The 23,346-nt window shown below is 60.6% G+C and carries 17 protein-coding genes; 11 read left to right on the top strand and 6 right to left on the bottom strand.

The features are described 5' to 3' along the window. Window positions 1-28: 28 nt before the first annotated feature. The 3 genes from J2W17_RS12185 to J2W17_RS12175 are packed head-to-tail and all read left to right on the top strand — an operon-like array spanning window position 29 to window position 5,996. The gene (locus tag J2W17_RS12185) at window positions 29-2,545 is read left to right on the top strand and encodes an efflux RND transporter permease subunit (protein WP_307333915.1); all 2,517 of its coding nucleotides are present in this window, start codon (window positions 29-31) and stop codon (window positions 2,543-2,545) included. A 6-nt stretch (window positions 2,546-2,551) separates the two neighbouring features. Beyond that, window positions 2,552-4,330 carry an acyl-CoA dehydrogenase C-terminal domain-containing protein gene (locus tag J2W17_RS12180; RefSeq protein ID WP_307333912.1) on the top strand — a complete coding sequence of 593 codons (1,779 nt, stop codon included), beginning with the start codon at window positions 2,552-2,554 and terminating at the stop codon, window positions 4,328-4,330. 22 nt (window positions 4,331-4,352) lie between these two features. Beyond that, window positions 4,353-5,996 (top strand): fatty acid--CoA ligase, encoded by a 1,644-nt coding sequence (locus J2W17_RS12175; protein ID WP_307333910.1) that lies wholly within the window; start codon window positions 4,353-4,355, stop codon window positions 5,994-5,996. A 582-nt stretch (window positions 5,997-6,578) separates the two neighbouring features. Here the strand turns inward: J2W17_RS12175 and J2W17_RS12170 are convergent. Together J2W17_RS12170 and J2W17_RS12165 are read right to left on the bottom strand one after the other, a co-directional pair. Continuing rightward, window positions 6,579-8,789 (bottom strand): LTA synthase family protein, encoded by a 2,211-nt coding sequence (locus J2W17_RS12170; protein ID WP_307333908.1) that lies wholly within the window; start codon window positions 8,787-8,789, stop codon window positions 6,579-6,581. Between the two features lie 154 nt (window positions 8,790-8,943). Further along, a complete protein-coding gene (locus J2W17_RS12165; RefSeq protein ID WP_307333906.1) occupies window positions 8,944-9,384 on the bottom strand; it encodes a hypothetical protein in 441 nt (146 codons plus the stop codon). Between the two features lie 314 nt (window positions 9,385-9,698). Between J2W17_RS12165 and J2W17_RS12160 the strand changes: the two genes are divergently transcribed. After that, window positions 9,699-11,489, top strand: a complete 1,791-nt coding sequence (locus J2W17_RS12160) for a thiamine pyrophosphate-requiring protein (protein ID WP_307333905.1) — start codon at window positions 9,699-9,701, stop codon at window positions 11,487-11,489. A gap of 232 nt (window positions 11,490-11,721) precedes the next feature. On the opposite strand, the gene J2W17_RS12155 is transcribed toward J2W17_RS12160, so the two are convergent. Further along, on the bottom strand, window positions 11,722-15,867 hold the full coding sequence (locus J2W17_RS12155) for a CheR family methyltransferase (protein ID WP_307333903.1): 4,146 nt from the start codon (window positions 15,865-15,867) through the stop codon (window positions 11,722-11,724). Window positions 15,868-16,287: 420 nt separating this feature from the next. Between J2W17_RS12155 and J2W17_RS12150 the strand changes: the two genes are divergently transcribed. Beyond that, window positions 16,288-16,950 carry a glycosyltransferase gene (locus tag J2W17_RS12150; RefSeq protein WP_307333901.1) on the top strand — a complete coding sequence of 221 codons (663 nt, stop codon included), beginning with the start codon at window positions 16,288-16,290 and terminating at the stop codon, window positions 16,948-16,950. Window positions 16,951-17,094: 144 nt separating this feature from the next. Here the strand turns inward: J2W17_RS12150 and J2W17_RS12145 are convergent, their stop codons facing one another. Beyond that, entirely contained in the window at window positions 17,095-17,625 is a 531-nt protein-coding gene (locus J2W17_RS12145) for a short chain dehydrogenase (protein WP_307333899.1), read from the bottom strand. 215 nt (window positions 17,626-17,840) lie between these two features. Here J2W17_RS12145 and J2W17_RS12140 point away from each other — a divergent pair, with 215 nt between their 5' ends. From J2W17_RS12140 to J2W17_RS12130, 3 genes are read left to right on the top strand one after another with little or no spacing between them, the layout of a single operon-like run. Further along, window positions 17,841-18,494 carry a hypothetical protein gene (locus J2W17_RS12140; protein ID WP_307333896.1) on the top strand — a complete coding sequence of 218 codons (654 nt, stop codon included), beginning with the start codon at window positions 17,841-17,843 and terminating at the stop codon, window positions 18,492-18,494. Then, window positions 18,494-18,925 (top strand): phage holin family protein, encoded by a 432-nt coding sequence (locus tag J2W17_RS12135; protein WP_307333894.1) that lies wholly within the window; start codon window positions 18,494-18,496, stop codon window positions 18,923-18,925. The genes J2W17_RS12140 and J2W17_RS12135 overlap by 1 nt, the downstream gene beginning before the upstream one ends. Continuing rightward, a complete protein-coding gene (locus J2W17_RS12130; RefSeq protein WP_307333892.1) occupies window positions 18,922-19,794 on the top strand; it encodes a DUF3618 domain-containing protein in 873 nt (290 codons plus the stop codon). Before J2W17_RS12135 ends, J2W17_RS12130 begins: the two co-directional genes overlap by 4 nt. 74 nt (window positions 19,795-19,868) lie before the next feature. On the opposite strand, the gene J2W17_RS12125 is transcribed toward J2W17_RS12130, so the two are convergent. Further along, window positions 19,869-20,261, bottom strand: a complete 393-nt coding sequence (locus J2W17_RS12125) for a GFA family protein (protein ID WP_307334088.1) — start codon at window positions 20,259-20,261, stop codon at window positions 19,869-19,871. A gap of 56 nt (window positions 20,262-20,317) precedes the next feature. Continuing rightward, on the bottom strand, window positions 20,318-20,572 hold the full coding sequence (locus J2W17_RS12120; RefSeq protein ID WP_307333890.1) for a DUF6555 family protein: 255 nt from the start codon (window positions 20,570-20,572) through the stop codon (window positions 20,318-20,320). Window positions 20,573-20,928: 356 nt separating this feature from the next. On the opposite strand from J2W17_RS12120, the gene J2W17_RS12115 reads away from it, so the two are divergent. Genes J2W17_RS12115 through J2W17_RS12105 form a run of 3 tightly spaced genes read left to right on the top strand, consistent with a single transcriptional unit; the run spans window position 20,929 to window position 23,339 of the window. Then, window positions 20,929-21,771, top strand: a complete 843-nt coding sequence (locus J2W17_RS12115; RefSeq protein WP_307333888.1) for a transporter substrate-binding domain-containing protein — start codon at window positions 20,929-20,931, stop codon at window positions 21,769-21,771. A gap of 52 nt (window positions 21,772-21,823) precedes the next feature. Beyond that, complete coding sequence (locus tag J2W17_RS12110; protein ID WP_307333886.1) at window positions 21,824-22,645, top strand: amino acid ABC transporter ATP-binding protein; 822 nt, start codon at window positions 21,824-21,826, stop codon at window positions 22,643-22,645. Window positions 22,646-22,667: 22 nt separating this feature from the next. Then, entirely contained in the window at window positions 22,668-23,339 is a 672-nt protein-coding gene (locus J2W17_RS12105) for an amino acid ABC transporter permease (RefSeq protein ID WP_307333884.1), read from the top strand. Window positions 23,340-23,346 lie beyond the last annotated feature (7 nt).

Here is a 23,346-nt window from a genome sequence, read left to right as displayed (position 1 = left end):
CTCGAACCCTTAAAGCGAGAACCCAGACATGGGCAATATCAAACAAGACAGCATGCCGGTGATCCGCGAGCTGCGGGACTTCGATCGCCAATCCGGCAATCGGCTGGAGCGGCTGGTGTTCAACTACCGTCCGCTGTTCATGCTGCTGATGGTGCTGGCCACCGTGGTGTTGGGCTACATGGCCGCGACTCGCCTGGAGCTGCGCCCCAGCTTCGAGAAAATGATTCCGCAGAGCCAGCCGTACATCCAGAACTTCCTGGAAAACCGCCAGTCGCTGCGCGGCCTGGGCAACTCGGTGCGGGTGGTGGTCGAGACCACCCAGGGTGATATTTTCGACCCCGGCTACCTGGACGTGCTCAAGCAGGTCAATGACAAACTGTTCCTCACCGAAGGCGTCGACCGCGCGTGGATGAAGTCGTTGTGGAGCCCGGCGGTGCGCTGGACCGAAGTCACCGAGGAAGGTTTCCAGGGTGGCCCGGTGATGCCGGATACCTACCAGGGCAAACCTGAAGAAATAGAACAGCTGCGCCAGAATATTTCCCGTGCCGGTATCGTCGGCAGCCTGGTGGCCAGCGACTATAAATCGAGCATGCTGATCGTGCCGCTGCTGGACAAGGCCACGGCCAGCGGTCAGCGCATCGACTACCACGCCTTTTCGCAGATGCTCGAAGCGCAATTGCGCGACCAGATCGAGTTCGCCGGTGACAGCGCGGCGCGCCAGGCCGGGGAGGAGGGCAAGGGTCAATACAAAGTCCGGGTGATCGGGTTCGCCAAACTCATGGGTGATCTGATCGACGGGCTGATTCAGGTGATGATGTTTTTCGGCCTGGCCGTGGTCACCTCGCTGGTGATCATTTATGCCTACACCCGCTGCGTGCGCAGCACCTTGCTGGTGGTCGGCTGCTCGCTGATCGCGGTGGTCTGGCAACTCGGCATCGTCGCCTGGCTGGGTTACGCCATCGACCCGTATTCAGTGCTGGTGCCGTTCCTGATCTTCGCCATCGGCGTGTCCCATGCCGCGCAAAAGATGAACGGCATCATGCAGGACATCGCCCGTGGCACCCACAAACTGATCGCCGCACGCTACACCTTCCGCCGCCTGTTCATTGCCGGCGTCACCGCATTGCTGGCCGATGCCGTGGGTTTCGCGGTGTTGATGCTGATCGATATCCCGGTGATCCGCGACCTGGCGATCACCGCCAGCATCGGGGTGGCGGTGCTGATCTTCACCTCGCTGTTGCTGATGCCGGTGGCGCTGTCCTATGTCGGCGTCGGCGCGAAGGCGGCCGAGCGCGCGCTGAAAATCGACACCCGCGCCGAAGGGCACAAAGGCTTCGGCAAACTGTGGGACCTGCTCGACCGCTTCACTACCCGCAGGTGGGCCACCGGGGCGGTATTGGTCGCGGCGCTGATGGGCATCGGCGGCTTCATGGTCAGCTTGCAACTGAAGATCGGCGACCTGGAAAGTGGCGCGCCGGAGTTGCGTGCCGACTCGCGTTACAACCGCGACAACGCCTACATCACCAGCCACTACGCGCTGTCCAGCGACCTGTTCGCGGTAATGATCAAGACCGCGCCGGAAGGGTGCCTGAACTATAAGACGCTGATCCTCGCCGACCGCCTGGCCTGGGAGCTGCAGCAGTCCCCGGGAGTTCAGGCGACGGCGTCGCTGGTCAACGCGGTGCGCCAGATCACCGCCGGTACTTACGAGGGCAACCCCAAGCTCAACAGCATCCAGCGCAATCAGGACGTGCTGAACTATGCCGCGCAGCAGGCCTCGGTCAACTCCCCGGAGTTGTTCAACAACGACTGCTCGCTGATGCCGGTGATCGCCTTCCTCAAGGACCACAAGGCCGAGACCCTGGATGCCGTGGTGGCCATCGCCGACCAGTTCGCCCGGGACAACAACAGCGAAGATCGCCAGTTTCTGCTGGCCGCCGGGTCGGCCGGCATCGAGGCCGCGACCAACATCGTGGTGCGCGAAGCCAACCGCACCATGCTGCTATACGTCTATGCGGCGGTGACCTTGTTCTGCCTGATCACCTTCCGCAGCTGGCGCGCCACCCTGGTGGCCCTGCTGCCGCTGGTGCTGACCTCGATCCTCTGCGAAGCGTTGATGGTGGTCATGGGCATCGGCGTCAAGGTCGCGACACTGCCGGTGATCGCGCTGGGGGTCGGCATTGGCGTGGACTACGCGTTGTACCTGCTCAGTGTGCAGTTGCATTACCAGCGCCAGGGCCTGCCGCTGTCCCAGGCTTATCGCAATGCCGTGTCGTTCACCGGCCGGGTCGTCGGCCTGGTGGGCATCACCCTGGCGGCTGGCGTGGTGTGCTGGGTCTGGTCGCCGATCAAGTTCCAGGCCGACATGGGCATCCTGCTGACCTTCATGTTCCTGTGGAACATGCTCGGCGCGCTGATCCTGATTCCAGCCCTGTCGTACTTCCTGCTGCGTCACCCCGTTAAGCAAGCCCAGGTGGCGCAAACGGATAAAACCGGTACATCCCAACGTCAGGACATGCCACATGCCCTGACCACTTCCGAGTAAGCAACGATGTCTGATTACAAAGCTCCCTTGCGCGACATGCGCTTCGTCCTCAACGAGGTCTTCGAGGTGTCACGGCTCTGGGCCCGATTGCCCGGCCTGACCGAGGTAATCGATGAAGAAACGGCCGCCGCGATCCTGGAAGAGGCCGGCAAGATCAGCGCCGAAGTGGTCGCTCCGCTGAACCGCGGCAGCGACGAGCAGGGCTGCACCTGGAACAACGGCGCGGTTAAGGCGCCGGACGGTTTTGGCGCCGCCTACCAGGCCTTCGCCGAAGGCGGTTGGGTGGGGGTTGGCGGTGATCCGCAGTTCGGTGGCATGGGCATGCCCAAGGCGATTTCGGCGCAAGTCGAGGAGATGGTCAACTCGGCCAGCCTGTCGTTCGGCCTGTACCCGATGCTGACCGCCGGTGCCTGCCTGTCGATCAATGCCCACGCCAGTGAGGAACTCAAGGAGCGCTATCTACCGAACCTGTACGCCGGCACCTGGACCGGTTCGATGTGCCTGACCGAAGCCCATGCCGGCACTGACCTGGGCCTGATTCGCAGCCGGGCCGAACCCCAGGCCGACGGCAGTTTCAAGATCAGCGGCAGCAAGATTTTCATCACCGGCGGCGAGCACGACCTGACCGAAAACATTGTTCATCTGGTGCTGGCCCGCTTGCCGGATGCGCCCGCCGGTCCCAAGGGCATTTCCCTGTTCCTGGTGCCCAAGGTGCTGGTCAATGACGACGGCTCGCTGGGGGAGCGCAACGCGCTGTCCTGCGGTTCCATCGAGCACAAGATGGGCATCAAGGCGTCGGCCACTTGCGTGATGAACTTCGACGGGGCCACCGGCTGGATCATCGACGAGCCGAACAAGGGCCTGGCAGCGATGTTCACCATGATGAACTACGAACGCCTGGGCGTGGGCATCCAGGGCCTGGCGTTGGGTGAGCGCTCGTACCAGAACGCTGTCGAATATGCGCGGGAGCGTCTGCAAAGCCGTGCGCCGAGCGGTGCGCAGCACCAGGACAAGGCTGCCGACCCGATCATCGTGCACCCGGATGTACGGCGGATGCTGTTGACCATGAAGGCCTTGAACGAAGGCGGGCGGGCGTTCTCCAGCTACGTCGCGCTGCAACTGGATACCGTCAGGTACAGCGATGACGCGGCAACCTGCAGCCGCGCCCGGCAATTGGTGTCGCTGCTGACCCCGGTGGCCAAGGCGTTCCTCACCGACATGGGGCTGGAAACCACAGTGCATGGCCAGCAGATCTTCGGCGGCCATGGCTACATTCGTGAGTGGGGCCAGGAGCAGTTGGTGCGCGACGTGCGCATCACCCAGATCTACGAAGGCACCAACGGCATCCAGTCACTGGACCTGGCCGGGCGCAAGATCGTCGGCAGCGGCGGCGCGCTGTACCGGTTGTTCGCCGACGAAATTCATCAGTTCACCGCCAGCGCCAGCGCCGAGCTTGGCGAGTTCACCCAGCCGTTGAACGCCGCCGTGGACACCCTCGACGAGCTGACCGCATGGCTGCTGGATCGAGCCCAAGGCAATCCCAACGAAATCGGCGCCGCCTCGGTCGAGTACCTGCAGGTATTCGGTTACACAGCCTATGCCTACATGTGGGCCTTGATGGCCAACGCGGCTTCGGGCAAACAGGCCGAGGATGATTTCTACGCCGGCAAGCTGGGCACGGCGCGTTTCTACTTCGCCCGCCTGCTGCCGCGCATTCATTCGTTGAGCGCGTCAGTCAAGGCTGGCAGCGAATCCCTCTACGAGCTGGACGCAGCGCACTTCTGATTGAAAGCACAAGGACCCAACCATGATGGCGACAAAAATAATTCCGCCCGCCGACGGCGCCTACGCCTATCCCTTGCTGATCAAGCAATTGTTGCTGTCCGGCGTGCGCTACGAGCCTGGACGGGAAATCGTCTACGCCGACAAACTGCGCTACAGCTACCAGACCCTCAACCAGCGGATCCGGCGACTGGCCAACACCTTGACCGCGGCCGGCGTCAAGGCCGGGGATACGGTGGCCCTGCTCGACTGGGACAGCCATCGCTACCTGGAATGTTTCTTTGCCGTACCGATGATCGGCGCGGTGCTGCATACCGTGAACATCCGTCTTTCGCCGGACCAGGTGCTCTACACCATGAACCACGCCGAGGACGACCTGGTGCTGGTGCATGACGATTTCCTGCCTCTGGTCGAACAGATTCACGGACAGCTGAAGACCGTCAAAGGCTACCTGCAGCTTACGGACGACACAGCCACCAACACGTCGTTACCGTTGCTGGGGGAATATGAAGACCTGTTGGCCGGTGCGGCAGACCAGTACGACTTTCCCGATTTCGATGAAAACTCGGTGGCGACGCTTTTCTACACCACGGGCACCACGGGCGACCCGAAGGGCGTGTATTTCACCCACCGCCAATTGGTGTTGCACACCTTGAATGCCGTGGGCACGCTGGGCGTCTATCAAGGTCTGCCGCTGCTGCGCTCCGATGACGTGTACATGCCGATCACGCCGATGTTCCACGTGCATGCCTGGGGCGTGCCCTATGTCGCGACCCTGATGGGGATCAAGCAGGTGTACCCCGGCCGCTACGAACCCAACAGCCTGGTACGGCTTTTCCGTGAAGAGCAGGTCACCTTTTCCCACTGCGTGCCCACGATTCTGCAAATGATCCTGAACTGCGAAGAAGCGCAACAAACCCGTTTCGAGGGCTGGAAAATGCTCCTGGGCGGCAGCGCGTTGACCCTGGGCATTGCCAGCGAAGCGAGTGCCAAAGGCATTCAGGTGCACAGCGGCTACGGCATGTCGGAAACCTGCCCGTTGCTGTGCCTGACTTACTTGCGTGAAGCGGACCTCGCGCAATCCACCCACGCGCAACTGGCCACCCGCATCAAGACCGGCACGCCGGTACCGATGGTCGACCTGAAAATCATCGATGCCAATGGCAATGACGTCGTCCATGACGGCGAATCGTTGGGCGAGATCGTGGTGCGCGCCCCCTGGCTGACCCAAGGCTATCTAAAGGAGCCGGAAAAGGGTGAAGAGCTGTGGCACAACGGCTGGCTGCACACCGGCGACCTGGCCTCCATCGATGCTTTGGGCGGGGTGGAAATCAAGGACCGCATCAAGGATGTGATCAAGACGGGCGGGGAGTGGATCAGCTCCCTGGCGCTGGAGAGCCTGATCAGCGAACACGCGGCGGTGATGTCGGTCGCGGTCGTGGGCATTGCCGACGAGCAATGGGGTGAACGGCCCATGGCGCTGGTGGTGTGCGAGCCCGGGCAGTACCTGGACCGCAAGATCCTCGAGACGCACCTGCAAGGATTTGTCGAGCGTGGCCGCATCAACAAATGGGCGATCCCCAAGCAGTTCAAGTTCGTCGCCGAGATTCCCAGGACCAGTGTCGGCAAGATCGACAAGAAGCTTATCCGGCAAAGCGAATCAAGCTGAAAAAGCTGCGCCAACCTGAAACTCACCGCAGATTAACTGTGGGAGCGAGACCGGCTTGCCGGCGAAAGCGGTCGATCGGTCACCATTGATGTTGAATTTGATGGCCCCTTCGCGAGCAGGCTCGCTCCCACAGTGACTGGTGGTGGATACAAGATATCCAAACTCGCATGGATCCCTGTGGGAGCGAGCTTGCTCGCGAAAGCGGTGGGTCAGTCGCCATCGATATTGAATGTGATGGCCCCTTCGTCGGAACGCCCTCCGGAGCGAGCTCGCTCCCACAGATCACCGTCGCAGGCGAATTTTCTGCCAATTATCCTGGCTGGTGCAGGATCCGGTGTCGCCGCGCATCCAATAGAGGGTCGCCCGGTAGAGCGCCGTGGTCCGGGAGCAGTGTAAGCCACGAAGTTTATCGTAAGCCCATTTCCAACCGTGCTTAGCTGAACTGCTCATCCGAAGTACCTGTCAAGGCCATCCCTTCCCGAATGGTAGCAGCTAAATTATCAGTGGGATCCAATTGATTTCAGGCGTCAAATAATTGTCTTGCCCTGTTGCCACGGCTCTGGGTCAGGCGTCCTGCGCCGGTCAGCTCGATTCGGCGACGTCATCGTCGAGGGTCTCGCTCGGCGATTCCTCTTGCCCCGGCAGTTCGGTGATCACGCTGAAGTCGCTGACTTCGACTGCGCCCGACCCATAGCCCAGCAGATGGAAAGAGAACGCCTTGCGCGACTGCGGATTGGAGAAGCTGAAATCCATCTCCAGTGGCTGGTCGACCGTGACGAGCATTTCGCTTGGCAAGCCCAATTGCACATCCTGTTCCAGCTCCTTGGTCTTGAGCTGGATGTAGGCGTTCTGATGGGGGTCGACCGAGCGCACGGTCAGGCGCACGCGGGTGTGTGAGCCTTTGGGCATTTCAAGGTACTGCGCGCCGATCAGGTTGTCGGCCCAGTCATCCTTTATCTGCGCCTGGAGCGGAATGATGGTCGGGCTACCGAACTGATAGTGCAGGTTTAGCGGTGTCTGCAGCAATGTGTGGTCCAGGGCGGCGGCCCGGGCCGTGATCTGGCGCGCACGCTTGCCCCCGTATTGACCGCCCAAGGTGGCACGTTCGGCGATGAAGCCTTCGCTGGCGTAATACCGGCAGCGCTGTTGGAAGTCGCACTCGGTGAAGGTGCCCTGGCCATCGTGGTAGCGCAACTTGCCGTTGGTGAACGACATGATCTCGCGGCCGGTATCGTACTGGCGAAACAGCGAGCGACCGCTCAGGGTCGCAGGGATCGGCAAGGCGAAGTAATCGAGGATCGAGGTGCTCAGGTCGACATGGCCGTAGACCCCGGTCTTGATCTGCGGGAGCTGCGCTTGCTCGGGTGCCAGTGTCAGGTTGAACCCCCAGGAGGACGCGAGGCGCACGCCGTCGATGCCATGGGATTCATCGGACGTGATCACCACCAGGGTGTCCTTGAGGATGCCCTGGCGTTCCAGGCCGCCGAGGAATTGGTCAAGGGCATCGTCCAGGTAACCCACGGCGGCTTGCTTGGCGGTGTCGTAACGCTGCAAATAGTCGTCCGGGGCCGAGTAGGGCTGGTGCGTGCCGACGGTCAGCAACGTCAGCATCCACGGCTGTTTGTTTTTCTCCAGCTGGCCGACGTAGTCCAGCGCGCCTTCGAAGAACGCCTTGTCGTCCTTGCCCCACGGAAAGTCGAGGTAGGACGCATTGGTGAACCATTCCAGACCATGGGTCGCGTCGAAACCGATGTGCGGCATGATCTTGTCTTTGGCCATGAAGCGCAGCCCGGCGCCTTGGAGGTAGTGGGTGGAGAAGCCGTTCTTGCGCAATTGTGCCGGCAGGCAGGCCTGGTTGCGTTCGCTCTGGGTCAGCATCTCCACGCCTTTTGGCGTGCCATTGTCGAGCTTGTCGTAATCGCCGCAGAGCATCGCGTACAGGCCACGAATGGTCTGGTGGCTGTGCAGCACGTAATCCGGCGTGTTCATGCCCCGTTCCGCCCACTGGCTGAGATGCGGCATCAGGTTCTCTTGATAGCTGCTGTGCAAGGCCTGGCGGTTGACCCCCACATAAGCGCCGGGAATGCCTTCCAGGGCAATGATCAAGACGTTGCGAGCACGTCCGGGGGCTGCCAGCAGGGGTTGGCCGGTCAGGTCGAGCTCGGTGAGGCCGGCCATCTGCGGAGCGACATCGATCTCGTCACCTTCCAGCCAGTCTTCCGCGCGCGCTTGAACATCTCCCACGCCAGCGGCCAGCACTTGGTGCGGCAAGTTAAACACGTGCCACTGGTCCGCATCGGTAGGTTGCAGGTGTTGCGCGCCCCAGTGAGCGGTCAGCAGCACCAGTGGCACCGACCAGGCATGACGGGGCAGGCGGGGTGCCGGTGTCGCAGCGCCCAGCCAGTGGGTGCACAGCCACGCCATCAGTCCCAGCAGCAAGGTGGCGGCCAACCAGGGTTGGGCGAATCCGCCGCCGGTGGAGTTTTCCAGAAACTGCGGATCGAGCAAGTAGTGCAAGTCCGACAGATTGGGCAGCCGGCCGACCGCGCTGACCAGCTCGGCGCTCGCCACGGCCATGAGACCCCAGCCCAGCAAAATCGGCAGAGCCAGCCACCAGGGGCGTCGATGCAGGAGCACGATGAGCAGGCTCCCGATGCACAGGTCCGACAGGTAGCCATGGGGATTGGACCAGCCCAGCGCGGCACGCAGGCACAGGGGCAGGATCAGAACCAGGCCGGTGAGGGCAATGAGACGTGCATGGGGTTGCCGTAACCACTGACGGATGATGTTCACAAAAAGTTCTTCCAGACATTAAAGCGTCATATCAATGTGCTGGATGGTATCAACTGGCGACAAAACTGGCCCGGGTATCAATGGGTGGAGACGCTGTCGGGCGGGTAACGGGCCTTAGTATTGTTTGACATTAAGTGTCAGAACGCGCGCAACACTAATCGCAAGACACGCTGACCGCCTTCGCGGCGCGTTGCAGTTCCTGTCTGACGTCGGCCGGTATCCGCCGTTTCATGGCGCGCTGGTCAAGGAATATCTGCTCGCCCCGAGCATTGATCTCCGCATCGATCGCCGCTGCGTGGGCTTCGATGGAGGCCGCGTGAGCTTCTATCACCCGGTTGACCTCGGCTTCATTGGTCGCCGCGTCGAGGGCATCGATCAAGGCCGCCACTTTGGCTTCCTCATCCTTGGCATATTCTTCTACCGACAATCCGGCGGCCAACGCCCGTGCGCGGATTTCCACGCTTTTGAGCGCCTGCTTGGCTTCGCTGCACCGCGCGTCCACTTTGCGGTGTTCGACGGTGTTCCACTGGATGAGCCCATAGGTCATCGCGCCGATCACCGCGATGGCGATGCCTCCCATCAGGGTTCGCTTCATCGTTGCACCGGCGAGCGGCTGGGGAGTGAGGGTTCTTTTTGCATCGCATCAACTCGACTCGAGAAGTTGAAAGCGTAGCATCGGAACCGGCCGCCCCCCGGTTGACCGTCGGGTATTGGCGAAGCAAAAAGTTGAGTGTTTCAGCGGTGTTACGACTGCCTTCGGGCTGCTTTATCTTTCCCCGTCAAATATCCTCCCCAATTATCGAAACTTCGAAGTCAACGCGACTGTCCAGACCCTTACACCTCTCGGGGCGGTAATTCGGTTGCCTTCCCCGGGAATGCTCTACGCATCGGTGAACGGCGAGGATCGACATGACAACGACAGTGGGTGATTTTCTGGTTGAGCGACTCAGCCAATGGGGCGTCACGCGGATTTTTGGTTATCCGGGGGACGGCATCAATGGCGTCTTCGGCGCGTTGAGCCGTGCCCAGGGCAAGATCGAATTCATTCAAGCCAGGCATGAAGAAATGGCCGCCTTCATGGCCTCGGCCCATGCCAAGTTCACTGGCGAACTGGGGGTGTGCATCGCCACTTCCGGCCCTGGCGCCTCGCATCTGCTCACCGGGCTGTATGACGCGCGCATGGATCACATGCCGGTATTGGCGATCGTCGGGCAGCAGGCGCGTGCGGCACTCGGCGGCCACTATCAGCAGGAGCTGGACCTGTTGTCGATGTTCAAGGACGTGGCGGGCGCGTTCGTGCAGCAGGCCTCGGCACCGGCGCAAATCCGGCACCTGGTCGACCGGGCGGTCCGCACCGCGATCGGCGAGCGTCGGGTGACGGCGATCATCCTGCCCAGTGACCTGCAGGACGCCGAGTATCAGGCACCGGCAAGGGCCCACGGTACGGTGCATTCCGGCGTCGGTTACAGCAAGCCCAGAGTGGTGCCGTATGAGGCTGACCTGCAGCGCGCGGCGGATGTACTGAATGCAGGTGAAAAGGTCGCCATTCTGGTCGGCGCCGGCGCATTGGGCGCGACCGATCAGGTGATCGCGGTGGCTGAAAAGCTTGGTGCCGGAGTGGCCAAGGCGTTGCTGGGCAAGGCTGTGCTGCCGGATGAATTGCCTTGGGTCACCGGCAGCATCGGTTTGCTGGGCACCGAGCCCAGTTACAAGCTGATGATGGAATGCGACACCTTGCTGATGATCGGCTCCGGCTTCCCGTACTCCGAATTTCTCCCCAAGGAGGGGCAGGCGCGCGGGGTGCAAATCGATTTGCAGCCCGATATGCTCAGCTTGCGTTATCCCATGGAAGTCAATCTGGTCGGCGATGCGGGCGAGACGCTCGCGGCGCTGGCACCCTTGCTTGAGCAGAAGACATCGCGCCGCTGGCGGAAAAAAATCGAAGGCTGGCGCAGTGCCTGGGAGAAGACCCTGGAGAAGCGCGCCATGGTAAAAGCCAAGCCGATCAATCCGCAGCGGGTGGTGTATGAACTGTCGCCACGCCTGCCGGAGCTTGCGATCATCACCAGCGATTCGGGTTCGTGTGCCAATTGGTACGCCCGCGATTTGAAGATTCGCCGGGGCATGCAGTGTTCGCTCTCTGGCGGGCTGGCCTGTATGGGGGCCGCCGTTCCCTACGCGATCGCGGCCAAATTCGCCTACCCGCAACGCAGCGTGATCGCCCTGGTGGGGGATGGCGCGATGCAGATGAACAACATGGCCGAGCTGATCACCGTCGCCAAGTATTGGCGGCAATGGGACAGCCCCAAATGGATATGCGCCGTGTTCAACAATGAAGACCTTAATCAGGTCACCTGGGAGCAGAGGGTGATGGAGGGCGATCCCAAATTCGAGGCTTCGCAGAACATTCCCGACGTTCCGTATCACCTGTTCGCCATTTCCATCGGGCTCAAGGGGATCTTCGTCGATCGCGAAGAGGACGTGGCCGCTGCCTGGGACACGGCGCTGGCGTCGGACGTTCCGGTGCTGATCGAATTCAAGACTGACCCCGACGTCCCGCCATTGCCACCGCACATCAAGCTCGAACAGGCGAAAAAGTTTGCCTCGACCTTGCTCAAAGGCGATCCGAACGAAGCGGGAGTGATCGTGCAAACCGCCAAGCAGGTGCTGAGCGCCGTGCTGCCTGGAAGTAAGAAATGAAACGCCGAAACTGTAGGAGCCAGCTTGCTGGCGATGGACTCACGTGCGCCGCGTTTAACCAGATTGCAGGCGTTATCGTTCACGACCATCGCTGGCAAGCCAGCTCCTACAGGTTGATCGTTGGCGTAGCGCGTATTCCGTGTTCACCACAAAGCCCTGTGGGAGCGGGCTTGCCCGCGAAGGCGGTGGCCCATACAGCATTCATGCTAGCTGATGGCAGACGGCAGCCCATTCAACGCTGCAGTGCGCGTCTCAGTTCCTCAATGGTTTCGATCAGCGCTTCGTAGGATACCGGCTTGCTCAGATGACGATCGAATCCCGACTTGCGGGATTCCTCTATATCGCTGTCAGCACCATACCCGGTCAATGCAATGGCCGGGACTTGCTTGATATGCGGGAGCTCGCGCAATGCGCGCATCAGTTCATGGCCGCTCATGACCGGCATGCCGATATCGCAGATCACCAGGTCGTATCGACCTGTCTGTGCCGCTTCCAGCGCCTTCACCGGTTCCGGGAAGGCAATGACCCGGGCATCCTCCATCTCCAGCAGCATTTTCAGGGTCTCCAGAACCTCCGCAGAGTCGTCCACCAGCAACACCGTGACGCCGGCAAGGCGTCCGGACAGTTCCTCAGGTTGTGCGGGGCCCGTCGTGTCCTGTGCAGATTGACTCAGCGGCAGCAGGACCGTGAAGATACAACCCTTGCCCAGACCCTCGGAGCTGACCTCCACACTGCCGCCGTGGGCTTCTGCCAGTTGCCTCACCAACGACAGCCCGATCCCCAGCCCATCCCGTTGATGGGTCGCATGCTGGTTCGCTGCCTGGCCAAACAGTTCAAACACTTCGCTGATGCTCTCCGCGCTCAGGCCGACGCCACTGTCCTTGACGTCGAGCCTGGCCATGCCGCCATCACGACTGGCAATCAACTGGATCACGCCGCCCGCCGGGGTGAATTTCAACGCATTGTTCACCAGGTTCCAGATGATCTGTTCCACGCGGGTCGGATCGGCATTGATCATCAGCGGTTGCCCCGCATCGGGGAGGCGCAGGGTAACGTTGATGCCTGCAGCGTCATTGCTGACCACGGTATGGATGTCTTGCAACACCTGACACAGGTTCATGACGGCAAGCTTGAGTTTGAGCTTGCCCGTGCGTATGCGCGCCACATCCAGCAGATCGTTGATGATGCGTGCCTGACTGTTGACGGCGTCACAGATGGTGTCGACCGCCTTGGCTGCGGGGGCCAGGGATTTGGTAATGGGCAGGCGGCGCAGCAGTTCCGCGTTGAGCTGGATCAGATTGAGCGGGTGCTTGAGCTCATGGGACATGACGGCGAAGAATTCGTCTTTGAGATGGCTGCTGGTCTGCGTTTCAGCCAACTGCTGGTTTTGCGCTTCGTGCAAGCGTTTGTGGCCGGTCAGGTCCCGGGCAATTTTCACATAGCCCTTGAGATTCTCGCCCTTGAGCAGCGTCACTTCACCGCTGCAGAAAAAGCGGCTGCCGTCCTTATGCAGGTGCCAGCGTTCATCCTGGCTGCGGCCATGGGTGCGTGCCGATGACAGGTCATTTTCAGGCACCCCCGCCGCGCGATCCTCGGCGGAGAAAATGAAATCGTAATAGGCGCCTTCGGCCTCGGCCTTGCCGTAACCGAAGATCACCTCGGCGCCTTTGTTCCAGCTGGTGATGATGCCCTGCTCATCAAGTGTGATGATCGCGTAGTCGCGGGTACTTTCGGCCACCAGGCGCATGCGTTCTTCGCCCAGGCGCAGTTCTTCTTCGGCGGCGCGACGTTTGCTGATGTCGATGAAGGTCAGCACGGTGCCGTCGATGTGGTCTTCGCTGGAACGGTAGGGCAGCAGGCGCGCGATGTACCAGCGATTGTCGTTGCTGCTGACTTCGCGCTCGATCATGTTCAGCGACTCGAACACCTGCGCCGCGTCCGCGGCCAGGTTGTCGTAGCGCAGGCGATGGGTGATGTCGAGCAACGAGCGCCCGGTATCCACCGGCAACATATTGAAGATATCGGTGGCGCGCGGGGTGAACCACTTGATGCGCATGCTGCGGTCGACAAACACCGTGGCGATGTCGGTAGAAGCGATCAGGTTGGACAGGTAGTCGTTGATCTTGTCGGTCTCTTCGACCTTGGTTTTCAGTTCGAAATTGACGGTCAGCAATTCCTCGTTGATCGACTGCAGTTCTTCCTTGCTGGTTTCCAGTTCTTCAGTGGCCGAGCGCAGTTCTTCGTTGATCGACTGCATCTCTTCGTTGGAGGTCTTGAGCTCCTCGCTGGAGACTTCCGATTGTTCGATGGTGTCCTGCAATTGCAGCTTGGTGCGTTGCAGGTCGCGCTCAAGACTGGACAGCACCTGGTCTTCCCTGCGCAGTGCGCTGTCAGCCGATGCTTGGGCAGGGTCGACTTCGATCTCCTCGAAAATCACCAGAACGAACTCGTCGTCTGCCTCTTCGTCCTTGTAGGGATGGGCCACCAGACTGACCAGGAAGCTTTTGTCTTCGTGCTTGATCGGTACCGCGCGGGACTGGACCACCTGGCCGCTCTGCTGGACTTCGAACAGGGTGGTACGCAGCTCCAGACGCAGTTCCGCCAGAATGAGGGTCAGCAGATTGCGCGACAGCTCCCCACCCCCGTGGCGTAGAAAGCGTCCGGCACTCTCACTCATGTGCAGGATATCGGCACGGCCATCAATGATGATGCTTGGCGGTGCCGACTGTTGAAGTGCACGTTGGTGAATGTCGGCGAATGAGGATTTGCGCGACTTGGTGTTTGGCGGCGCCAGCTGGGCGAGCCGGGTGCGCACGTAGCCGCCGCGTGGCAGGCTGAGGGGGCGCCGGCTGTTGGCGGGACCCGTTTTGGCGCGGAAGATCCGGTTGCGTTTGTCTACCGGAGCGAACAGCTCATCACATACGTCCGTGCTTTCGGAGGAGCCGAGAAACAGGAAACCGCCGGGGCGCAGGGCAAAGTGGAACATCTGCAGGATTTCACGCTGCACTTCGCGATCCAGATAGATCAGCAAGTTGCGACAGACGATCAGGTCGATGTGCGAAAAGGGCGGGTCGGATAACAGGTTGTGCTTGGTAAACAGCACCTTTTCGCGGATTTCCTTGCGGATCCGGTATTGCCGGCCTTCTTTCGAAAAATAGTGCCGCAGGCGCGTGGGCGGCACATCGGTAATGATCGCTTGCGGGTACAGCCCGGCCCTGCCGACGCTGATGGCGCGTTCGTCGATGTCGGTGGCAAATAGCTGGAACGACGCCGCGCTTGTGTCCAGTTGCAACTGATCGTTCAACAGCATCGCCAGGCTGTAGGCTTCCTCGCCCGAGGCGCAGCCAGCGGACCAGACCCGGATCTCTTCTGTTTCGGGCTGAGCCGAGACGGCGGCGCTGACCAATTGCGGCACCACATCCCGTTCCAGGGCTTCGAAGGCTTCACGGTCGCGGAAGAAGTTGGTCACGCCAATCAGCATGTCCGCCAGCAGTGCGGTGATTTCCTCGGGGTAATTCAGCAGATAGCGGTAGTAGCCGGCCAGATCGGCTTGAGCGGTGACCTGCATCCGGCGCTCGATCCGGCGTAGCACGGTGGCGCGTTTGTAATGTTTGAAATCATGGCCGGTGCCGGCGCGCAACTGGATCAGAATATCCTGCACCAGCTGTTCGGCCGCCACCGCTTCGCGCTCAACCACCGAAGGGGAGGGTTGCAGTTGCGCATCGTTGGCGCTGGGCAGGGTGATTTTCTTCGCGTTGTGCCACAGCTCCAGCAGTTTCTGGGGCATTTCCACCACCGGCAGCACCAGATCCACCATGTGCGTTTCGATGGCCGCCCGCGGCATGCCATCGAACTCGGCGTCCTCGGGTGCCTGGGCCAGGGTCACGCCGCCCTGTTCCTTGATTCGCGATAATCCCACTGCACCGTCGGAACCGGTGCCCGACAGTACGACGCAAAAGGCCCGCTCGCGGTGTGCCAGGGCGAGGTCGCGGAAAAACAGATCGATAGAAGCATGGCGGCCCGTGAGGGCGTCGCTGGGGCTGACCTCAAGATAGCCGTCATTCATCGTCAGTCGCTGCGTCGGTGAAATGACATAAACCCGGTTCTTCTCGATAGGCACTGTTTCGGTGACTTGCAGCACCGGCATCCGGGTCGATTCCTGGATGATCTTGTCGGCGACGCTTTCATGATCGGGCGACAGATGAAGAATGATGACAAATGCCAGTCCATTGTCCTGCGGCATGTTTTCGAAGAACAGTTTGATGGCTTGCAGCCCGCCGGCGGACGCGCCGATGCCCACCACGGCGAAGTCCGGTCGGTGAGAGCGGGTTGGCCTGGTCTGGAGCGTATTCTTCGACCTGTCAGATGAGGTTGTCATGGAAGTGTGCCCGTAAAGGCGACGTCCTGACGCCGAGAAATACCGTGTGCGCAGGCTTGTTTGAATCTCAACCTGGCGATTGCTGCGGCCTCGCACAGTCTTTGCACAATGATTCGACACCAGCGTGAGACTGGCGGACTGGCGGGTCACTCAAGGTGTTTCGTCGGGGACTGAAGCGGTGATGCAGCAGCGCTACACCTGTCCGACAGGACCGCTCAGTGTTTTAAGCGTAGCCCATTTGTCGATGAGCCGATCCTGACGGGGAAAATCTCGGGACGACTGGCGCTCATCGATCATTGAACCATGCCGCACTGGCCCGGGGTATGCAGCCGCGCCGGGGCAGACATTCTTTAAACCTTCCGATGGGGCGAAGGGTCGATAGGTGAAGACCATTGGCTTCGCTGAATCGAGGGAACATCAATGATTGGTGTCGTGATACCCGCCCATAATGAAGAAAAACATATTGCCACGTGCCTTTCATCCGTCTTGCTTGCCGCGAAACATCCGGGACTCGGAGGTCGCCAGGTAATTGTGCTGGTGGTGCTTGACGATTGTTCAGACGACACGCACCGGTTGGTCGCCGCCATGGAAGTCACCGCATTGATGGTCGCTTACCAGAATGTGGGTAAAGCCAGGGCGACCGGTGCGGAGGAACTGCTCAGCGCGGGCGCGCAGTGGCTGGCCTTTACCGATGCCGACACAGTGGTGCCTCCCGACTGGCTGTCACGCCAGCTTGCCTTCATGGTCGATGCGGTGTGCGGCACTGTCGAGGTCGACAGTTGGGACGACCATGGCGAGTGGGTTCGCGCCAGGTATCTGGAGCGGTACCGGTTCATAGAGAATCATCGTCACATCCATGGCGCCAACCTGGGCCTGAGTGCCACGGCTTATCGAGACGCTGGCGGGTTCCGGCATCTGGTGGCCCACGAAGACGTGCACCTGGTCGCCGAACTGGAAAAAATCAATGCCCGGATCATGTGGACGGCGACCAATCCGGTCGTTACCAGTGCGCGCAGGGATTACAAATGTTGCGGCGGTTTTGGTGAATACCTGGTCTCCCTCGGCGTGGAGCCCGCGTTGTAGCAATCCAGGGGCGCCGAAGCGATCGAATAGCGCGGCGACGTCTTCGCTGTCGGCATCGGGCAACGACTCGGCTTTTGCTTCAGTGCGGTGCTCAGCGTGTCCATGATCGGATGCTCCCGTTGCGCGGGTGAGAGTGCGTGACCGTCAGCGACCCTGGTGCCGGCCTCGTTGGCGATTCATCGCCAACAGACAACCGCCAAATAACAACGCGGCGCCTGCCGCCAGCACCAGCGAGGGGCGAGGGGCAGCGGCAAATGCCTGGGATGCGGCTCGACCGTCAGCGTCCGTTGCCCGGTCGATCACCCCCGGTTCGTCGTGGAGTGTCCGAGGCAGTCGAGTACGCAATTCGTCGTCAGCGGCCTCGGCTTTTTGCGTGAGGGGATTTCCCTGCACGCTGTAGGGCACCCGGTTTACTTTCAGCCGTGCGCCGTCGGCCAGGGTCAACGTCAGGTCTTCGATGGTGCCGGCGACCCGATCGGGGTACACCGGCTCTCCGGTGGGATCCAACTCGTCGTACAGAAACCGTTGACCTTCCAGCCAACCGATCGCCGTCTGTAACTCCGGCTCCAGGTAATACTTTCCATCGAGGAAGAAGCCGGGGAACAGTCGCGTGGGTTCGCCGTTTTCGATGGCATAACGCTCGCCAGGCTTCATACCGGTTTGTTGGTCGATCATGGTCAAGTCCTCCTGGGCTGGTGAGCGATAGAGGGCGGACTTAAAACAGGGTTCCATCGAGATGACTGAATGTCGTATTTCTCACTCACAACGTATCGCTCATCATTCATTTGGAACTCCCGACAACTGCGCTCCGTCCTTTGAAATGAGGGGGGCTGCGGGCAATTCGTGGCGAACCCTATAACGCTTTTTTAAGATGGAAGGCGAGGAACGTCATGAATACTTCAGACACCAGAGCTGGAACTCAGACAGATAACCGGGAAAACACCGGCAGACCTGAACAAGACTTTCAACATTTGAAGGAGGACGTAACAGAGGTGCTCGGCGGCGCGCGGGAACAGGTGGATGCGCAGTTCGGGCAATACCGTGATACCGCGGCGGACCAGATCGAGGCACTGGCCAAGGGCGCGAAGTCTTTTGTGTCCGAACTGGAAGACAAGGACACGCTCGGCATGTCCGACTACCTCTCGGACATGGCGCAATCCATGAGCGGCCTGGCAGGCAGCCTGCGGGGTAAAAGTGCCGAACAGTTGCTGCACGACAGTGCCAACCTGGCGCGTAACAATCCGGCCCTGTTCATTGCCGGCAGCATCGCGCTGGGCTTTGGCTTGTCGCGTTTCCTCAAAGCCGGCAGCAGCCCCGCGGCGACTGTTGACGACGCCGGTAAAGGGGCCTCCGACAACTCGATGCCTGCGGCGGATAGTTATGGTGCGCAACGCCCTTATGAAACGTCCGTCGCACCGCATAGCGATTCCGGGGCTGGCCTGGCCACCGGTATCACGCCGGCCTCGCCGAGTGAACAAGACCATCCTTCGGACTTTGCCACGACGTCGTCCCCTGGTTCGACATCCTTCAAAGGAGAGCTGTGATGAACAGAAAAGATCCGGATTTGCCGAACTCAAGACCGCTGTCCGTGCCTGAGCAGGACGCATCGGTCATCGGCTTGTTGCGCCAGTTGTCTCGCGAAGTGCCCGATCTCTTCACCAAGGAGCTGGCGCTGGCCAAGGCAGAGTTGCAAGCCAGCCTCACCACGCTCAAGGCCGGCATTGCCGGCGTGGCGGGAGGGGCGATTGTGCTGCTGGCGGGGTTCATCATCCTGTTGATGGCGGTGGTCTACGGCCTGAGCCTGTTCATGGCGCCGTGGTTGGCCGCCCTGATCGTCGGCGTCGTGGTGATGATCATCGGGTTCGCCATGTTGCAGTCAGGCAAAAAACAATTCGAGCCGTCCCACTTCAAGCCCGATCGGACGCTGGACGCCTTGAGTAAAGACCAGGAAGCGCTGCGGAGGAAAGTCTCATGAACCGTGAATTTGAAGCCGAAGCAGACAAAAGCCCCGAAGCCATCGAACGGGAAATCGATGCGCAACGGGCCAACATCGGCAATATCGTCGATGCCCTGGAAAGCAAGTTCACGCCGGGTCAGGTATTCGATCAGGCGTTGAGCATGATGCAAAGCAACGGCACGACGTTCCTGACCAACCTGGGGACCAGCGTGCGCAATAATCCGATGCCCGTGGTCCTGACCTCGGTCGGGCTGCTATGGATGATGATGAGTCAGAACCGTCCATCGCCCCCACGTCCGGCCTATCGCACCGGCCCCAGCGCGATGGACAAGGCAGGGGAGTGGGTCGATGGCTTGACCGACGGCATCGACAGCGCGCGCGACCATTTGCACCAGGGCGCCGATACCTTCAAGGAAGGCTATCAGTCGGTCAAAGGCAAGGCGGCGCATCTGAGCGAGAATCTGGGGGCTGCCAAGGAAAACATCAGCCATGCCGTTCATGACGCCAGTGATCGAGTTGCCCGCAGCACCCAGGTGGTCGGTGATCAATTCCGCCATCTGCTGCAGGATCAACCGCTGATGGTCGCCGCTGCGGGCATCGCGCTGGGCGCCATGCTGGGGGCGGCATTGCCTTCGACGGCAACCGAGCAACGCTACCTGGGCAAGACCAGCGCGGGCCTGGCCGACAAGGTCAAACAACAGGCACGGGAGGGCTTTGAAGCGGTACGCGATACGGTGACAAAGACGACGGATCATCCGGCCATGGACGTCAGACCGGATGGGGAGCAGCGCCCGGCATCGACGAGCGAGGCGAGCACAGGGAGCACAGGGAGCACAGGGAGCACAGGGAATGCCGCCGACCTGTCGCGAGGGCTGGGTACCTCCTGATCGGGGGGACGGGAGGTCCGCAATGGACCTCCCGTATTACTCGAGAGCTTCGCAGAACGCCGCATCTACCGGAGTTACAGGGAGTTCCAGACCCCGCCGTCCGCGACCGGGACATCGCCCAGGTCGTAGGGATTGACCCCTTCCAGACAGCCGATGTTGAAGCCGAATTCTTCCGGATTGGTGCTGCGTCGGTGGTGCGTGTAGGTGCCGCAGTTTTTACAGAAATAATGCTCGGCCACGTGCTTGCCGAACTGATACCTGGACAGCGCGGACCTGCCCCTGATCACCTTGAGATCCGCCCAGGCGACTGCTGCGACAACGGCGCCTTTGCGTTTACAGAATGAGCAGTCGCAGCGGTGTGGATCGGGAACACCCTCCGGCAGGTGGATCTCCAGGATGACGGCGCCACAGTGACAACTGGCCCGGTGATGCGTGCGAATAGCGGTATTGCCGATTTTCTTCAGCATCACACTGCGCTGGTCATTGATATCGGTGACCACGGCTTGTTGCGGGTTGCTTGGGGTCATGACGTTGAAACCTCTGTCCAATCCAGTTTTGCGGATTCACGCCATTTAACGTCAGTGACTCCATACTTTTCCGCTTGCGGTCTGGAGATGATTTTAAGTGGCGGCCTACCCGGTTTCGGTATGGGAGCTATTCCGGCGTCACAGCTTGCCCAATGCCAGGCGTCGGCATTGCGCATCGTTTTAGCCCGGATGATGAACGACTTCGGTGCTCCGTGAAGCTTGTATTCAATGACGTAAAGACAGGTATTCATGAGGCCCCCTCCATTTGCTCATAGTCAAAGGAGTGGCCGCGTCAAAAAAAATTCAAAAGGTTTGCATAGCCGCGATTACTGATTGATTTGGATCAACATACCGCGTAATCGGGGCAAATTTCACTCTAGCTGATAGTGACGGATTTGCTGCGTTCTCTCGACCAGTGACATGTCCACTATCAGCCCCCGGACCACCGCGACCGTTCGGTCATTATTCTGATTAATTTTCTTGACCTGTGTTGACAGCCCGATTCGTTCAAATCTAATCTGCATACAGCGCTGCATACATGACGGCGCACAGTGATGTTGATTTGTACCTTCCTGCCTACAAGAACGAAATCATCGGAGAGGTCAAAATGGCTCAGTTCCTTCCTCGCTCCATCCGCAACATGCTCGTTTGTGCATCCGCCATCGGTGCATTGCTCGCCCAAGTCCCAGCCCTGGCGGCTGATGTCTCACTCTGGAAAGACATTCAGAAAGCGGGGGTTCTGCGCTGTGGGGCGGCCGTCGCTGCGCCGTATGTCATGCGTGATGCCCGTTCGGGCGAATACAGCGGCTATTTCGTGGACCTGTGCCGCGACTTCGGCGAGCGGGTGTTGAAGGTCAAGGTCGAGTTCGTCGACACCAACTGGGATAACCTCGTGGCCGGCTTGCAAGGGGGCAAATGGGACATGGCCATGGCGCTGAACCAGACGCCCGAACGCGCGCTGGCGGTGAGTTTTTCGGTGGCGGCCACCGACTATCAAGTCTCGTTGCTGATCAACAAGGACAACCCGAAACTGGCCAATGTCGGCAACGCCATTGCCGACTTCGACAAACCGGAAGTGACCTTCGCGGTCATGTCCGGGACCGCTCAGGACAAGGCCATTTCCGCCGTGGTCAAGCAAGGCAAGATCATGCGCTTGCCGGGTATGGACGAGGTGCGCCTGGCTGTCATGTCCAAGCGCGCCGACGTGCTGGTCGATGCCAGCGACACCAACCACCTGTTTGCCGTGGCCAACCCCGGCTGGTCGAAGGAAGTGCTGCCCAAGCCCGCGCTGGCCAAGCAGGGTGTGGCCTTCGGTGTGCGCCGCGACATCAGCTCCGCGGACTTGCAGACGCTGAACATCTATCTCACCCAACGGCGCGAGACCGGTGAAATCGACGCGTTGGTGGATAAGGCCTCGCAGCTGGCCAACGCCGACAAAACCCCTCAGTAAACCCCGCCGATGTCGAGCGCGCAGCGAGCTGCGCGCTCCCGGAGAATGTTCGATGAAAGCTTCCAATCTGGCGGCCGTGCCGCCACGGCCCCTGCACGCCTGTGAAACCGAGAGCAGCGAGTTCATCCAACTGCGCGACGTCTACAAATCCTACGGCGAAAACCTGGTGGTGATGGACCACCTGGACCTGGACATGCGCGCTGACGACCGCCTGGTGATCATCGGTCCCAGCGGCAGCGGCAAGAGCTCTTTGCTGCGGGTGATGATGGGGCTCGAAAGCATCCAGGGCGGAACCATTCGATTCCAGGGCAAACCCTATATCGATGGCAATGCCCGGGGCAAAGGCAAGCCCATGGACTGCTCGCTGCAAACCCAGGTCGGCATGGTGTTTCAGCATTACACGTTGTTTCCGCACCTGTCGGTGCTGGGCAACCTGATCCTGGCGCCGATGAAAGTGCATGGCCTGTCGAAGGCCCAGGCGACCGAAAAAGCCCGGGCCTTGCTGGCGCGGCTGGGCCTGGAGAGCAAGCTCGAGGTCTATCCCAGCCAGTTATCCGGTGGCCAGAAGCAACGGGTGGCGATTGCCCGGGCCCTGATGCTCGAGCCCAAGCTGATGCTGTTCGATGAGGTCACTTCGGCACTCGACCCTGAAATGGTCATCGAGGTGCAGAACGTGATGCTGCAACTGGCCGAACAGAAGATGGCCATGATCATCGTCACCCATGACATGCACTTCGCCCGCCATATCGCCACCCGCGTGGTGTTTTGCGCCAATGGCAAAGTGGTCGAGCAAGGCCATCCCGATCAGTTGTTCACTCAGCCCAGAGAACCGCGCACCCGCGAGTTCCTGGAAAAAGTGCTGCACCTGGACTGATGCTCTGAGTGAGGAAACGGCCATGAATTATCAATTCGACTTCAGCTTTCTCAATGGCAACTTCGGTTTGTTGTGGGACGGCCTGAAAGTCACCCTGCAACTGGCACTGGTATCGAACATTGTCGGCCTGGTACTCGGCTTCGGCCTGTGCCTGCTGACCTTGAGTCGCTGGTTTTTCCTGCGTTGGCCGGCCCAGCTGTTCATCGAGTTCTTCCGCTGCACCCCGGTGCTGCTGCAGATCGTCTGGTTCTTCTACTGCGTGCCGATGCTTTTCGACGTGTTCATCGACCCCATCACCATGGGGGTGCTCGCCCTGGGGCTGAACCTCACGGCGTTCAACGCCGAAGCCTATCGGGCCGGCGTGCAGGCGGTCCCTCGGGAACACCTGGATGCCTGCGTCGCATTGGGCCTGCGTCCCTGGCAGCGCACGCTCTACGTGATCCTTCCGCAAGCGCTGCGCAGTGCCATCCCGGTATTGATGACCAACGGCATCTCGATCCTTCAGCAAAGCGCGCTGGTGGCGATCGTCGCCGTGGCGGACCTGATGTACGTCGGCAAGAGCATTGCCACCGAAGCCTACCGCCCGCTGGAAACCTACTCGCTGATCGCGCTCATCTACTTCGCCCTGTCGCTGCCGATTGCCCAGTTCGTGCAGTGGCTGGAACGGCGCCAGGACGCTGCGCTCGCGCGCTGAGGAGACT

It is taken from the genome of Pseudomonas lini (genome assembly GCF_030812475.1).
In the GTDB taxonomy this organism is placed as follows: Bacteria; Pseudomonadota; Gammaproteobacteria; order Pseudomonadales; family Pseudomonadaceae; genus Aquipseudomonas; species Aquipseudomonas lini_A.
The sequence above is the reverse complement of the archived record's forward strand: the minus strand, read 5'-3'. Positions and strand labels throughout refer to the sequence as shown.

Coding starts and splice junctions, on each gene's coding strand:
- J2W17_RS12155 (WP_307333903.1), bottom strand. CDS start 15,867: ATGACAACCTCATCTGACAGGTCGAAGAATACGCTCCAGACCAGGCCA.
- J2W17_RS12140 (WP_307333896.1), top strand. CDS start 17,841: ATGAATACTTCAGACACCAGAGCTGGAACTCAGACAGATAACCGGGAA.
- J2W17_RS12120 (WP_307333890.1), bottom strand. CDS start 20,572: ATGAATACCTGTCTTTACGTCATTGAATACAAGCTTCACGGAGCACCG.
- J2W17_RS12145 (WP_307333899.1), bottom strand. CDS start 17,625: ATGATCGACCAACAAACCGGTATGAAGCCTGGCGAGCGTTATGCCATC.
- J2W17_RS12180 (WP_307333912.1), top strand. CDS start 2,552: ATGTCTGATTACAAAGCTCCCTTGCGCGACATGCGCTTCGTCCTCAAC.
- J2W17_RS12130 (WP_307333892.1), top strand. CDS start 18,922: ATGAACCGTGAATTTGAAGCCGAAGCAGACAAAAGCCCCGAAGCCATC.
- J2W17_RS12105 (WP_307333884.1), top strand. CDS start 22,668: ATGAATTATCAATTCGACTTCAGCTTTCTCAATGGCAACTTCGGTTTG.
- J2W17_RS12165 (WP_307333906.1), bottom strand. CDS start 9,384: ATGAAGCGAACCCTGATGGGAGGCATCGCCATCGCGGTGATCGGCGCG.
- J2W17_RS12150 (WP_307333901.1), top strand. CDS start 16,288: ATGATTGGTGTCGTGATACCCGCCCATAATGAAGAAAAACATATTGCC.
- J2W17_RS12110 (WP_307333886.1), top strand. CDS start 21,824: ATGAAAGCTTCCAATCTGGCGGCCGTGCCGCCACGGCCCCTGCACGCC.
- J2W17_RS12175 (WP_307333910.1), top strand. CDS start 4,353: ATGATGGCGACAAAAATAATTCCGCCCGCCGACGGCGCCTACGCCTAT.
- J2W17_RS12185 (WP_307333915.1), top strand. CDS start 29: ATGGGCAATATCAAACAAGACAGCATGCCGGTGATCCGCGAGCTGCGG.
- J2W17_RS12125 (WP_307334088.1), bottom strand. CDS start 20,261: ATGCTGAAGAAAATCGGCAATACCGCTATTCGCACGCATCACCGGGCC.
- J2W17_RS12160 (WP_307333905.1), top strand. CDS start 9,699: ATGACAACGACAGTGGGTGATTTTCTGGTTGAGCGACTCAGCCAATGG.
- J2W17_RS12115 (WP_307333888.1), top strand. CDS start 20,929: ATGGCTCAGTTCCTTCCTCGCTCCATCCGCAACATGCTCGTTTGTGCA.
- J2W17_RS12135 (WP_307333894.1), top strand. CDS start 18,494: ATGAACAGAAAAGATCCGGATTTGCCGAACTCAAGACCGCTGTCCGTG.